Consider the following 14,796-nt stretch of genomic DNA (forward strand, 5'->3'; position numbering starts at 1 on the left):
GGATAACAATCCAGTTATCGGTATCAAAAAAATAAATAAAATCAAGTAAGGAAAAGTTTCGGACCTGCGTCTTTCTTTATGTTATCTATTCCCAAGTGAAATTCTAATTAAATAGAATAAAATATAGGATTAGAACGTAGCACCTTCTTTATTCTTACCGATAGTTACCGACAATGAAAAAGGGTTGCTAAGGCTTCACCGGGTCTAGTCCCTCCGCCTTTCTTGATAACGTTTCAAATTGATAATGAACTAGATGCAAAGTAACGCATCAGTGCCCTTAAAAGCAAGGAAACACTACTTTATTTTAATATTCCAAAAATTGAAATACCGGAATATTATGTAAAAACGAAACCTGCCAGATTTTAAGACCTGGCAGGCTAAAAGATTGGTCTAAAATGGTTATTAAGCCAAAATACTTTGAACTACTTCTTTTTTAGCTTCCTTCTTACTACCGTCAAATCCTTCCACCCCACCTACAGTGGTATATTTCATTACATAACGCTTTCCAGGATTGATCAACTGGTAAGCACTCTGACACATAACGGCTGCTTCATGGAAGCCGGACAATATTAATTTAAGCTTTCCAGGATAGGTGTTTACATCCCCAATAGCATATACCCCAGGAATATTGGTCTGATAATCGTAGGCGTTATTTACTTTAATGGCATTTTTCTCTATTTCAAGTCCCCAATCGCCAATTGGTCCTAATTTTGGGGAAAGTCCGAACAAAGGAATAAAATTATCCGCTTCCACATAGGTTTCACCTTTGGCCTCATCGTTATGTTTTACTACAACAGCTTCCAAATTATCGTCTCCGTACAGTCTGACCACCTCAGCTTCGGTAAATAATTTAATTTTACCCAGCTTGGCCAAATCAGCAGCTTTTTCCACTGAATCCAAGGCTCCCCTAAACTCATTTCTTCTGTGCACCAAAGATACCTCAGCAGCAACATCGGACAGGAATATTGCCCAGTCCAAGGCAGAATCACCACCACCAGAAATAACCACTTTCTTATCCCTGTATACTTCAGGATCTTTAATAATATAAGCTACGCCCTTATCCTCAAAATCCACCAAATTGGGAATCAAAGGTTTTCTAGGTTCAAAAGATCCCAATCCCCCTGCAATAACTACCACCGGAGCATGATGTTTTGTCCCTTTATTTGTGGTTACCACAAAGGATCCATCATCCAATTTATCCAAAGTTTCCGCTCTCTCCCCTAAGGTAAACCCAGGTTCGAAAGGTTGAATCTGTTGCATCAGATTCTTAACCAAATCTCCAGCAAGAATTTCAGGGAATGCAGGAATATCATAAATTGGCTTCTTAGGATAAATTTCCGAACATTGGCCCCCTGGTTGAGGCAAAGCATCTATAAGATGCGTCTTCAATTTCAACAATCCCGCTTCAAAAACCGTGAACAACCCTGTTGGACCCGCTCCAATAATAAGTATATCTGTCTTTATCATACTACTTTGATTAATTCCTAATTTATAATTGCACCCTTAAATCCTGAACTATTTTAGATAGGTACTTTTCTTTATTATTTATAACTCCTCTGAGTGTACTTGTAATGTTTGTGCATAATCCAATACCGCCGATCTGTGCTTTACAACTTCTCCTACAACTATAATTGCTGGGTTGCTTAATTGACACTCGACCACTATTTGCCCTATGGTATCTATTGTACCAATACCCAACTTTTCATCTTCGCGGGTACCGTTTTGAATAATCGCAATGGGCATATCCGCTTTACCTTCCAGTTTAAACAACTCAACGATTTCCGCCAGTTTTCCCATCCCCATCAAAATGACTATTGTGGCATTGGACTTGGCAGCTAAAGCTACATCAGTAGATAATTTATGATTCTTGGTGGTACCAGTAATTACCCAAAAACTTTCAGCTGCACCTCTTTTGGTAACAGGTATATTTTGGGAAGCCGGTACGGCCATCGAGGATGAAATTCCCGGTACCATGGCCACTTTTAGACCTTTACTGGCCGCATATTCCATTTCTTCCGCCCCTCTACCAAAAACAAAGGGATCACCTCCTTTTAATCTTACTACGTGCCCGTGGGTTTTGGCCCTACTTACAATAAGATCGTTTATCTGTTCCTGCTGGTAGGCATAGCATCCTTTTCTTTTGCCAACAAATATATGTTCGGCATTTGGAGCATAATCCAACAAGGCTACATCCACCAGGGCATCGTACAATACCACGTCTGCCGCCTGCAAGGCTTTTATGGCCTTTAACGTTATGAGCTCCACATCGCCAGGTCCAGCTCCCACTACGGTCAACTGTCCAAGCTTATTGGCATCCCTATTTAAATCAAGGTCCACCATCGTGGTATTAACGTGAATATTATCTTCCTTCCCGATCATTACTAAGCGTTTGTCAATTCTAATTTCCTATAAGCTTCCACATTGCCCAAAAATTCCTCGGCATCTTTTAAATACGCTTTTGCAAAGGCTTCTGTTGGTGCATTCTGATTTAATTGAAGGACCATTTTCTCAAAACCTTGCTCCAATTTAAATTTCCCTGAGGCCACAAACAACTCATCAAAATCCTTAATAATGCTGATATGGGTATTTACCTTGGTATTTTCGGCAGTCAATAAAGCCTTGGCCGTATTTACCATTGATGAATAGGAATGATAGATACTGGCTGCCCATTTTTCCTCTTCCAAATTCAATTTTGCAGTCTCTATCTTTTCCTCACTGTCAAACAACAAGGTGGCTATCAAATCTATTACTACCCCGGCACATTCTCCTACACCAATGGCTTGTTCATATTTTTCCGAGTTACCCCAATCGATAAAATCGGATGCCGTTAGGTTATCCACATCGGACAATGGCTTTAGAAAATCATAAAAATACATTTGCCCTTTTTCCTCATAATAATCTACAAAGGGTTTACCATTTCCGTTGGCATCGTAATCATTTAAAATAAGTCTTAAAGATTCTGGTCCCCTCTTACTAGGTATCTTAATTACCTTATCTGCAAATCGGCCGTTTCCATTTCCTAAATTACCACCTCCCAAAAGCACTTGAAGTGCTGGGGCCACCAATTTATTCTTTGTTCTAACAGACATACCCTGGAAACCAATATTGGCCATATTGTGCTGGCCACAGGCATTCATACATCCACTTATTTTAATAACCACATCCGGATTATTGATATAATGGGGGTATTCCGCCTTAATTACCCTTTCCAATTCATCCGCTATCCCAGTACTACTGGCAATTCCCAAATTACAGGTATCGGTTCCTGGACAAGCTGTAATATCCAAGGCAGTATTGTATCCAATCTCTGCGAAGCCTAATTTTTCCAATTCTTGATAGAAAAAAGGTACCAGCGATTCCTTAACATAAGGAATCAAGATATTCTGACGCAGACTCAATCTAATTTCACCTGCAGCATATTTTTCTACTAGATCTGCCAATTGTCTGGCTTTTTCTATATAAAAATCACCCAATAAAACCTTTACCCCAATAGCAACATATCCCTGTTGTTTTTGAGGAACCAAGTTGGTAGCCTTCCATTTATCAAAGGCTTTCTGGTCTTTAATGGTTACTTCAGGAGCAATATTCTCTGCAATATTCACACTTGGATAGGCATCCGCATCTATTTCGTAAGTTTGAACAGGTATTGCCAATTGCTCCTCTTCCAGCAATTGCTTAAATCCGTCCAAACCAATATCCTTCAACAAGAATTTCATTCTTGCCTTTGCCCTACTTTTTCTTTCTCCAAATCGGTCGAAAACACGGACTACTCCTTCCATTAAAGGAATAATCTTGTCGGTAGGCAGAAAAGAATATATTTCATCTGCATGGCGGGGCTGTGAGCCCAATCCTCCACCTAAAAGCACCTTAAAGCCTCTTACTCCATTCTCTATCTTGGCAATAAAGCCAAGGTCGTGCATGTAAGAAAGACCGGTATCCTCATCCGAGGCAGAAAAGGAAACTTTAAACTTCCTTCCCATTTCCTGACTGATGGGGTTTCTTAAAAAATATTGGAAAAGTGCATGTGCATATGGGGAAACATCGAATGGTTCGTTTACGTCTATGCCGGCAGTTTCACTAGCGGTAACGTTTCTCACCGTATTTCCACAGGCTTCCCTGATCGTAATATCATCCTGTTCCAACTGGGCCCATAATTCGGGTGTGCGGTTAATATCCACATAATGGATCTGGATATCCTGACGCGTAGTTATATGAAGTCTGCCCGTAGAGTATTCTTCGGAAACGTCACATATCCTTCTTAACTGCTGAGAGCTTACTTTCCCGTAAGGTAATTTTATACGAATCATTTGGACACCAGGTTGCCTTTGACCGTAAATTCCCCTAGCCAATCTTAGACTACGGAATTTCTCCTCATCCAAACTACCGCCTTGAAATTCACGGATCTTAGCTTCCAATGCTATGATATCCTGTTCTACAACCGGGTTTTCCACTTCTGTTCTGAAAGTCCGCATGCTACTTATATTTTTTATTCGAATTGATTATTAACTTTTAAAAAATCTTTATCCCATAGGAATAATAGGTTAAATTGACAACAACGCCATACCCTAGGGTACGGAAGCGGGGTTTAATTTATAAACCCGACCCCAGCTGTTGTATTGGATTGATTATCTATTAGGATAAAAGAGCCATTGGTTCTGTGATTCTTGAAGGAATCATAAAAAATTGGCTTGTTCAATCTAAAGGTAACCTGTGCTATATCGTTCATCCCCAAGGCATTGATAGAGCTATCTATACCTGAGTAATCAGGATTAATCTTATGATGAATGTTTTCAACCTTCGCCAAAACCTTGTTTACTCCGTGCTGCACCACATATTTGCTTCCCACCGTTAAATTCTGGGAATCCATCCATGAAACCGTAGCTGTAAATTGCTTGTCTATTGTAGGCAAATCACCTGCCTTGACCAACATATCCCCCCTACTTACATTTATTTCATCTTCCAAGGTAATGGTTACGGAAGAACGTCTTGTTGCTGTTTTATATTTTTTGTCGTAAAAATAAATTTCCTTGATTTTTGATTTGGTCATAGATGGCAAGACCACTACTTCATCACCAACACTCAGCTCACCTCCATATACTTTTCCGGCAAATCCTCTAAAATCATGATACTCCTCCGTTTTGGGACGTATCACATATTGCACCGGAAATCTTGGGGTACCTACATTATAGATATCCTTTCTATCCAATTCCTCAAAATGCTCCAATAGAGTTTGTCCTTTGTACCATACCATTTTCTCAGACCTGTTTACCACGTTGTCACCCTTAAGTGCACTTACGGGAATAAAGGTTATTTTCTGGTCTTGGTAATCGCGCTTACTCATCAGTTCCTCAAAATCTGCTTTGATTTCATTGTATCTTTCCTCTGAGTAGTCTACCAGGTCCATTTTATTAATGGCCACGATAACATCTTTGATCCTCAATAAATTATTGATAAAAAAGTGCCTGTTGGTCTGCTCTATCACTCCTTTTCTAGCGTCGATCAAAATAATGGCCGCTTGGGAAGTAGAAGCACCGGTAACCATGTTACGGGTATATTCCACGTGACCAGGGGTATCCGCAATGATATAACTTTTATTGGGTGTAGAGAAATAGATATGTGCCACATCTATAGTAATTCCCTGTTCCCTTTCCGCCACTAAACCATCTGTAGCCAAAGAGAAATCCAGATAATCATATCCTTTTTGCTTACTAGTCTTTTCAATGGCTTCCAACTTATCGTCTGTCAGGGATTTGGTATCATAAAGCAATCTTCCGATCAAGGTACTTTTACCGTCATCTACACTTCCTGCTGTTGCTATTTTTAGTACTTCCATTTCTTTTGTGTTTTGTATTAGACATGAGATTCCGCTGACAATTTTAACAAGTGCCAACTCACTTCAAATGCCGACTTTAAAAGTATCCTTGTTGTTTTCTTTTCTCCATTGCGGCTTCGGAGCGCTTATCATCTATTCTAGCTCCCCTTTCCGAAATCTTGGATTCCCTAATTTCGCCTACTACCTTTTCTATGGTATCTGCGTGGGACAATACCGCTGAAGTACAACTCATATCCCCAACAGTTCTAAAACGAACCATACGCTCTTCCACTTTCTCATCCTCTGCACGGAAAACAACATCATCTTCTGCCGACCATATAAATCCGTCCCTTAGGAAAATCTTTCTCTTGTGCGCAAAATAGATAGAAGGTATTTCTATGTTCTCTTTTTGGATATAGCTCCAAACATCCAATTCTGTCCAGTTACTTATTGGAAAAACCCTTACGTTCTGACCCAATTCTATCTGACCATTCAACATATCGAACAACTCTGGGCGTTGGTTTTTCTCATCCCATTGACCAAAATCATCACGAACGGAGAAGATACGTTCTTTGGCACGTGCCTTTTCTTCATCCCTTCTAGCTCCACCTATACAGGCATCGAACTTAAATTCCTCAATGGCATCCAATAAAGTAGTGGTCTGCAACATATTCCTACTGGAATATTTACCAGTTTCCTCTACCACTTTCCCCTGATCTATAGAATCCTGAACATTACGAACTATTAACTCCACTCCCAATTCCTTTACCAACTTATCCCTAAAGGCGATGGTTTCCGGGAAATTATGCCCAGTATCAATATGCATTAAAGGGAACGGTATTTTAGCCGGGAAAAAGGCTTTTTGCGCCAATCTTACCAAGGTAATGGAATCCTTACCTCCCGAAAAAAGCAACACCGGCTTTTCAAACTGTGCCGCAACTTCCCTTAAAATATAAATTGCTTCGTTCTCCAAAGCATTATTGTTCAATACTTCCAATTCATTCGATCCGCTCACGTCTACTAGTGTTTCCAATTCTGATTCTACAATGCTCACAATAATTCTGTATTTAATTGGCTTTCCCCTATTGGAATAATTCGCCAATTGTTAATATTCTTTTCTTAGGTATGAAGCCCACATTCCCGGTTTTCCAAAACCTTGGTGGGGTCAAAGTATTTATGCTCATTGGGCAAATTCCTATCCTTGAGGTAAGCATCCAATTGACTATCGTTATAATGATAAAATGGACTCACCTTCAAAACCCCGTCCTTGCTTAAACTTAAAATATCCAACGAATCCCTTAAAGCAGTCTGTCCTTGCCTAAGATTCGTAAACCATACATCTGGCTTATGCTCCTCCATCGCCCTTCTAAACGGTTCCAATTTCACCTGCTCCGTAAAAAGTTGATGCTTGGGATCATCTATACCTGGAATTCCCATGATAGCATCCCTATGTGAGGAAGTTTGCTTGGGAACATATAATTTTACATTTAAATGTAATCTAGCAATTAGCTCTTCGGCATGCTTGTAGGTATTGGGCGTATTATAACCCGTATCGCACCAAACAACAGGAATATGTGGAGAAACATCCGTCACCGCATGCAAAATGGCTACTTCATATGGACGGAAATTTGTGGTTACCAAAGGTTTCTCGGCAGACTGTATTGCCCAGGAAATTATTTCCTCAGGTGGTATACCTTTAAATTGTTGGTTTAATTTATTTATTTGTTCCTCTGTGTATGCCATTGTCCTCAATTCTTAAATTACTTTGAATTTTACCGTTTTACTTTCCCCAACTAATCTTGTTCCAGATTCTTTCATGAAAAAAATACAACAACATCTTGGTAAACAACTCTACTACCCCTATTGAAAATGCCACTGACAATGTCCCGGTTACGATCCAAGAAATAAGAATAGTGTCCAAGGTTCCAATAATTCTCCAACTAATAGATTTAGCAATACTCCTTTTAGGATTTTCGGAAGACTTATCTGCCTTATAGCTTTTAGTTACAGTACTTGAATTATTATTTGCAATTAATTGTTCAGCAATCATATGACAAAAAAACTTAAATTTATTACCCTACCGATTTAATAGAGTAAGCAAAAATAGAAATATTTTACAAACCACAATAAAAAAAAATAGTTAAAATTCAACTTACCCTATAAATTTAGTAGATTAATAAAATTTTGCTTGGATTTTGACGATAATTAATACTTCCGTCGAAATATATGCATAAACTAACGCCCCAGCTAAAAAATACCTTTGTAACCTTAAGGTACCAGGTCGGCAAGCGTATTGTTCTTAAACACCTCCAGGGTACTGTCCCTAACCTGTAGCATTAATTTATGTACGGAACAGCTGGCCTCGTCGGGACAATCCTCACATTTCTCGTAGAAGTTTAAACTTACACAGGGCACCATAGCTATAGGACCTTCCAACACCCTCATAACAGTGGTCATCGGAATATCCTTGGGTTCCTTAATAAGGTAATAACCCCCACCTTTTCCTTTTTTGGAACCCAGAAGTCCTGTTTTTCTCAAAGTGAGAAGAATACTCTCCAGAAACTTTTGAGAAATGTTCTCATGTTTGGCTATTTCAGAAATCTGAACGGGAGTGCGTCCCTTTTGAGCAGCCAAGAAGGTTAGTGCCTTTAATCCGTATTTTGTCTTTTTGGAAAGCATGCAGCGAAGATAAGGAAAATTAACATTCGCAATTAGGCATGCCCCAATTTTGCATAAAGAGGTTCAACAACAAGGCAAGCTGGCAATGTTTCCTTCTACCCCAGTGCTTGTTCAATATCTGCGATGATATCATCTATATGCTCCAAGCCTACCGACACCCTTACCATACCATCCGTTATTCCTGATGCCGATCTTTCTTCCACGGACAATTTGCTGTGCGTGGTAGATGCTGGGTGTGTGACTATACTTCTTGAATCCCCTAAATTGGCAGACAAGGACAACATTTTTATAGCGTTGAAGAATTTCTGTCCGGCCTCTACCCCTCCCTTTACTTCAAAAGCTACCACGCAGCCCCCAGCCTTCATCTGTTTCTTGGCCACCTCATATTTAGGATGCGATTTTAAAAAGGGATATTTTACCCAATTAACCTTGGGGTGACCTTCCAAGAACTCAGCCAGCTTCAGTGCATTATCACAGTGTTTATCTACACGCAGCGCCAAAGTTTCCAGACTTTTGGACAGTACCCAAGCATTAAAAGGTGACAAAGAAGGACCCGTAATTCGGGAAAAACGATACACCTTATCCATCAAAGCTTTGCTGCCCACCGTAATACCGGCCAACACCCTACCTTGACCGTCCATTAATTTAGTTCCGGAATGGATTACCAAATCGGCCCCATACTTAATAGGTTGCTGTAAATAGGGCGAAGCAAAACAATTATCTATGATATAGATCAAATTGTGTTTTTTCGCAAATTGGCCCAATACCTCCAGATCCAAAACATCTACTCCAGGATTGGTAGGAGTTTCAGCATATATAATTTTAGTTTTTGGAGTGAGCAATTCCTCCAATTTATCCAGCTCATCTATCTTAAAATAGCTTGTTGAAACATTCCATTTTGGAAAAAACTGAGTAAACAAACTATGGGTAGACCCAAATATACTTCTAGAAGAAATTATGTGATCCCCACTGTCCAACAGGGCAGCAAAAGTGGAAAACACGGCCGCCATACCCGATGCAAAGGCAAAACCATCCTCGGCCCCTTCCATCTTACAAACCTTCTCTATAAACTCGGAAGAATTGGGGTTGCTATACCTCGAATAAATATTGCGTTCCTTTTCCTCTGCAAAGGAAGCACGCATGTCCTCAGCATCCTCAAAGATAAAACTTGAGGTTAAATACATAGGTGTGGAATGTTCCAAAAATTGGGTACGTTCCGTTTGGGTGCGTATAGCTTCCGTTTCAAATTTAAAATTCTTCTTCATTATTTCTGTTCTATCTAATTCTTCTACTTTCTCTTCCTAATATGCATAATTCCGATATGGGATTCACCTCTCTGCCGACATTTTTCGGTGGCTGAGCGGAGCCGGAGCCAGCAAAATTTAACCTTTTTCAGCAATACGCAATATATCCCCAAAAACACCTCTGGCCGTTACTGCAGCTCCTGCACCTGCGCCTTGAATAACCAAAGGATGCTGTCCATAAGACTCCGTATATATTTCAATAATGGAATCGGATCCTTTTATTTGACCAAGGGCACTCTCTTTGGGAACAGAGATCAATTTCACCTCCAATTTCCCTTTTTCCTTTTGCAGGTCCCCTGAAAGGTCGCCCACATAACGCAATACGTATCCTGGTTTTTGCGCCTTCTTTATTTTGCTAAATTTCTCATCCAAAATGTCCAGTTTTTCCAAAAAGCCTTTTACATCAACATCTTGCAGCGACTCTGGAATTAAATTTTCAATTTGTATATCCGAAAACTCATTGCTAAGATCCAACTCTCTGGCCAAAATGAGCAGTTTCCTACCCACATCGTTACCGGAAAGATCTTCGCGTGGGTCCGGTTCGGTATACCCTAACTCCATAGCTTCTTTTAAAATTACCGAGAATGGGGCTTCCTTTTCCGAAAAAGTGTTGAAAATATAACTTAAAGATCCCGAGAAGACCCCTTTTATTCTTGTAATATTCTCTCCTGAAAGATGCAACAATTTAATGGTGTCTATCAACGGTAGCCCTGCACCAACATTGGTTTCGTATAAATACTGCTTTTGATGCTTGGCAAGTTCCTCCCTAAGCAACTGATAATAATCGAAGCGCAAGGTATTGGCAATCTTATTGGACGACACCAAATCAAAACCGTTATCCACGAAATCAAAATATGAGGCCACAAATTCTTCATTGGCAGTATTGTCTACCGCAATAAGGTTCTCCAAATGATTATCCTTGGCATATTTAAAAATATCGTTTAATTTATAGGGTATCGCCTTGGTTTGCATGGCACTTTTCCAATTTTTGGAAATACCATTTTTATTCAATAGAACCTTTTTGGAATTGGCAACTGCAAAAACATTGATATTGATGCCCTTTCTTTTTTCTATAGTCTTATTGGATTTAAGAATCTGATCAATGAGGGTCCCCCCCACATTTCCATGACCAAAAATGGCAATATTTACTTTTTTGCTTATTCCAAATATCTGGCCGTGCACTACATTCAATGCCTTGTGCAAATCTGATTTTTTCACCACCAGACTCACATTTTTTCCAGAAACGGTATTGTTGAACAACAAGGGAACCACTTGGTTTTTGATGAGCGCATTGAATGGCTTGTGAAAAGTACTCAAGTCCTGTCCCACAATCGAAATAACCGATACTTGATCTATAACCGTAATATTATTGATGTCCTGTAGTTTAAAATCGGTTTGAAATTCCTCTTCCAAAGCCCTTTTGGCTAAATTGGCATTTTTGGCATCGACCACCAAACCAATCCCTCTTTCCGATGATCCCTGGGAAATAATACTTACACTTATGTTATTATTGCCCATTGTCCTAAAGATACGGGCATCTACCCCTACTTTACCCAATAAACCTCGGCCCTCCAAATTGATCAAGGCCATATTTTCAATGACCGACAAGGATTTGATACCTTCCTTACTGGTCTTGGCACTGATCAAGGTACCCTCGTTATCGTTGTTGAAGGTATTAAGGATCCGCAATGGAATATTCTTTTCTATTAATGGAATAATAGTCTTGGCATGTAGGATATTGGTTCCAAAATTTGCCAACTCATTAGCTTCGCTATAGGAAAGTTCCGAGATTCTTTTAGCCTCTGTCACCAAATCCGGGTTGGCTGTGAATATACCATCTACATGGGTGTAGTTCTGTAACTCCTCGGCATTGAGGTAATTGGCCAACAAAGCAGCAGAGTAATTACTCCCGTTTCTACCCAAGGTGGTTGTTTCATTTAGTTCATTGGAGGCTATAAACCCTGTAGTTACCACTACAGCATCCAGGTCCAATTTCCCGAACTCACTTTTTACATTTTCCTTGGACAAGGTTTCCAATACCTTGGCATCCCCAAAATTGGAATCTGTTTTAATTAGCTGTCTAGAATCAATGAATTTGGCGTTAACACCCCTACCTATAAGTAATTTTGCCACCAATTTAGCCGAAAGCAATTCTCCAAAAGCTAAAACCTGATCTTTTATTTTAGGGCTATAATCGCCCAATAAAGCTACCCCTTCGAACAATTTTACCAATCCCCGAAATTCTTCGGAAAGATTAACATTGCCATAAGTGTGCCTTTGATATTTTTCAAATTGTTCAAAATCCGTTACATAATCAAGCCCCTTGGCCGCTTTGTCCAGCATCCCTTCCAATTCGTCCGTAGCCTTGTTCCTGGCCGATACCACAACCGCAATATTTTCACCATTGGCAACCTTGTCCGTTATTATCTGAAGTACAGTATCCAACCCCTCTCCATTGGCCAATGATTTGCCTCCAAATTTTAGGACCTTGACTTTTTTAGATCTTCCATTGCGCTCAAAAACTCCCTTTAACAACTCCTCCATTTGATTGAACTCGATCAAAAAGGCATCGTGCCCGTGTAAGGAATGTATTTCCCCATAGGTTACATTGCTGTTGGCCTGGGCCAATTTCTTAAAGGTATCCTTGTTTTCCTGGGCCGTAAAAAAAAGGTCGGAATCTACCCCAATGATATGAATATTGGTATCGCTATTTTGAAGATTAATGAATGCCTCTTCCCCATTTCTATTTATATCAATAGTCTTCAGCAGTTGATTCATTAGTTTGTAGGCCGACAATTGAAAACGTTCCTGTAATTTATTACCATGGTGCGTTAGCCAACTCTCTACATTAAAGACTTTCAGTTCCTCATTGGTGCTTCTTTTAAAACGCTCCTTAAAGGATTCCGGTGTCCTATAGCAAAGCATGGCATGCATACGTGCATCATGTACGGGCTGCTTGGAGTTCACCAAGAACTGTTCCTGAATCTGGCAGTTGGCAATAAGCCAATCCGTAGACTTCCAATCAGATGCTACTGGAATAAGATGTTCCGTTAAGTGCGGATCAATTGCTGCCATTTCCCAAGCGATACCTCCGCCTAAAGACCCCCCTATAAGCGCATATAACTTACCTATTTTTAAAGCCTCAAGTCCCAGAAGGAAAACCTTGGCAATGTCCTTGGCAACAAAATCCTTATAATTATCTATTACAAACCCGTCATACCCATTTCCCGGTATATTAAAGCAAAGAATGGTGTATTTTTTGGTATCAATACATTTTCCTTCTCCTATCAATGTTGTCCACCAGCCATGTTCGCCTGCCACATTGGAATTACCTGTAAGGGCATGGTTCACCATTATTATAGGTGCGGAATGCAATGGTTGGCCAAAGATCTCGTAGGACAAATTAATATCCAAGGTTTTGCCGCTATAGGTAACGTATTTATTTATTGAAAGATGATGTAACATAAGTTGTTTAAACTAATAATTTTCTTGATAGAACTTTGTCATTGATGATGAAATGATCAGGGAGTGCCTTAATATTATACAAATTAATTGCCGCACTCCCGTATCACTTTGTTAATGACTATAAAAGGAAATAAAATAATTTTTACGCTAAAACAGATTTATCAATGACTGAAAATGCTTGAACCAAATCTGCTTTTATATCTTCAATATCCTCCAAACCTACACATAGACGTATTAGATCTTTTGTTACGCCTGTAGATTGCTGGGCTTCATCATCCAATTGTTGGTGCGTGGTGCTTGCAGGGTGAATAATTAAAGACTTGGTATCCCCAATATTTGCCAATAAGGAGAATAGCTTGGTTTCATCCACCACTTTTTTGGCCGATTCGTATCCGCCTTTAACCCCGAAGGTCACTATTCCACTTTGTCCTTTTGGAAGGTATTTTTTGGCCAAGGAATAATATGGACTGGATGAAAGGCCTGGATAGTTTACCCATGCCACTTCCTTTCTATCCTCCAACCATTTAGCCAATTCCAAAGCATTTTCACTGTGTTTCTTGATACGAAGTTCCAATGTTTCCAAACCTTGAATAATTTGAAAGGCATTAAATGGACTCAAGGCTGCACCGAGATCCCTTAAGCCTTCAATTCTCACCTTTGCAATAAAGGCAGCCGCACCCAAGACATCATGATAAACCAAACCGTGGTATCCGGGAGATGGCTCCGTAAACTCAGGGAATTTACCACTGCTCCAATCGAAAGTACCGGCATCTACAATGACACCTCCCATAGAAGTACCATTGCCATTGATATATTTTGTAAGGGAATGTATTACAATATTTGCCCCGTGTTCAATAGGTTTAACCAAAGCACTTGTGGCAACCGTATTATCCACTATAAAAGGTATTTTTGCTTTTTTGGCCACTTCGGATATTGCCTTCAAATCCAACACGTCCAATTTTGGATTTCCCAGGGATTCTACAAAAATAGCTCTGGTATTTTCCTGAATGGCATTCGCAAAATTCTCCTCGTCCCCTGGCTCAACAAAGGTGGTGGTAATACCCAATCTAGGCAAAGTCACCGCCAACAGATTATAGGTACCTCCATAAAGGCTACTGGAAGCCACTATATGATCTCCCGTTTTAAGCAAAACCAATAATGCTGTGGAAATGGCCGCTGTACCGGATGCGGTAACCACACTGGCAAGACCACCTTCCAAAGCTGCCAAACGCTGCTCCAAAATGTCATTGGTAGGATTGTTCAGCCTGGTGTAAATATATCCAGGTTCCGATAAATTAAAAAGATTGGCCGCATGGTCCGTATTATTAAACACATAGGCGGTATTCTGATAAATAGGTACAGCCCTGGTACCAGCTGTTAATTTTGTGTCATGCCCGGCATGTAAAGCGTTTGTTGAAAATTTTTGAGTACTCATGATTTCTTGTTTTTTTATATTATTAAAATAGATAAAATAAAAAGCCAAAACAAATAATGCGGACAGTGCAATATTATAAAATCAAAAAGTTAAAAAGAAAA

The 14,796-nt window shown here is 39.8% G+C and carries 11 protein-coding genes and 1 riboswitch; all 11 genes read right to left on the bottom strand.

Annotation, left to right across the window (positions count from 1 at the left end; genetic code table 11):
• Positions 1-78: 78 nt before the first annotated feature.
• A riboswitch (SAM riboswitch) is annotated at positions 79-232 on the bottom strand.
• A 170-nt stretch (positions 233-402) separates the two neighbouring features.
• The gene (locus MWU82_RS19210) at positions 403-1,467 is read right to left on the bottom strand and encodes an NAD(P)/FAD-dependent oxidoreductase (protein WP_247097608.1); all 1,065 of its coding nucleotides are present in this window, start codon (positions 1,465-1,467) and stop codon (positions 403-405) included.
• 78 nt (positions 1,468-1,545) lie between these two features.
• Positions 1,546-2,340, bottom strand: coding sequence for a uroporphyrinogen-III C-methyltransferase (gene cobA / locus MWU82_RS19215; RefSeq protein WP_247097620.1), 795 nt, complete (start codon positions 2,338-2,340; stop codon positions 1,546-1,548).
• Between the two features lie 41 nt (positions 2,341-2,381).
• Positions 2,382-4,472: a HEPN domain-containing protein gene (locus MWU82_RS19220; protein ID WP_215946078.1), complete on the bottom strand. Its 2,091-nt coding sequence runs from the start codon at positions 4,470-4,472 to the stop codon at positions 2,382-2,384.
• 113 nt (positions 4,473-4,585) lie between these two features.
• Positions 4,586-5,833, bottom strand: coding sequence for a GTP-binding protein (locus MWU82_RS19225; protein ID WP_247097609.1), 1,248 nt, complete (start codon positions 5,831-5,833; stop codon positions 4,586-4,588).
• 76 nt (positions 5,834-5,909) lie between these two features.
• Entirely contained in the window at positions 5,910-6,800 is an 891-nt protein-coding gene (gene cysD / locus MWU82_RS19230; RefSeq protein WP_215946207.1) for a sulfate adenylyltransferase subunit CysD, read from the bottom strand.
• A 131-nt stretch (positions 6,801-6,931) separates the two neighbouring features.
• A complete protein-coding gene (locus MWU82_RS19235) occupies positions 6,932-7,555 on the bottom strand; it encodes a phosphoadenosine phosphosulfate reductase family protein (RefSeq protein WP_215946080.1) in 624 nt (207 codons plus the stop codon).
• 37 nt (positions 7,556-7,592) lie between these two features.
• Positions 7,593-7,862, bottom strand: coding sequence for a DUF2061 domain-containing protein (locus tag MWU82_RS19240; protein WP_215946081.1), 270 nt, complete (start codon positions 7,860-7,862; stop codon positions 7,593-7,595).
• A gap of 218 nt (positions 7,863-8,080) precedes the next feature.
• A complete protein-coding gene (locus tag MWU82_RS19245) occupies positions 8,081-8,491 on the bottom strand; it encodes an Rrf2 family transcriptional regulator (protein WP_215946082.1) in 411 nt (136 codons plus the stop codon).
• Positions 8,492-8,586: 95 nt separating this feature from the next.
• Complete coding sequence (locus MWU82_RS19250) at positions 8,587-9,756, bottom strand: aminotransferase class I/II-fold pyridoxal phosphate-dependent enzyme (RefSeq protein ID WP_247097610.1); 1,170 nt, start codon at positions 9,754-9,756, stop codon at positions 8,587-8,589.
• Between the two features lie 117 nt (positions 9,757-9,873).
• The gene (thrA, locus tag MWU82_RS19255) at positions 9,874-13,260 is read right to left on the bottom strand and encodes a bifunctional aspartate kinase/homoserine dehydrogenase I (RefSeq protein WP_247097611.1); all 3,387 of its coding nucleotides are present in this window, start codon (positions 13,258-13,260) and stop codon (positions 9,874-9,876) included.
• 142 nt (positions 13,261-13,402) lie between these two features.
• Complete coding sequence (locus MWU82_RS19260) at positions 13,403-14,695, bottom strand: O-acetylhomoserine aminocarboxypropyltransferase/cysteine synthase family protein (protein WP_215946085.1); 1,293 nt, start codon at positions 14,693-14,695, stop codon at positions 13,403-13,405.
• Positions 14,696-14,796 lie beyond the last annotated feature (101 nt).

The organism is Arenibacter sp. S6351L (assembly GCF_023016025.1).
Lineage (GTDB): Bacteria > Bacteroidota > Bacteroidia > Flavobacteriales > Flavobacteriaceae > Arenibacter > Arenibacter algicola_B.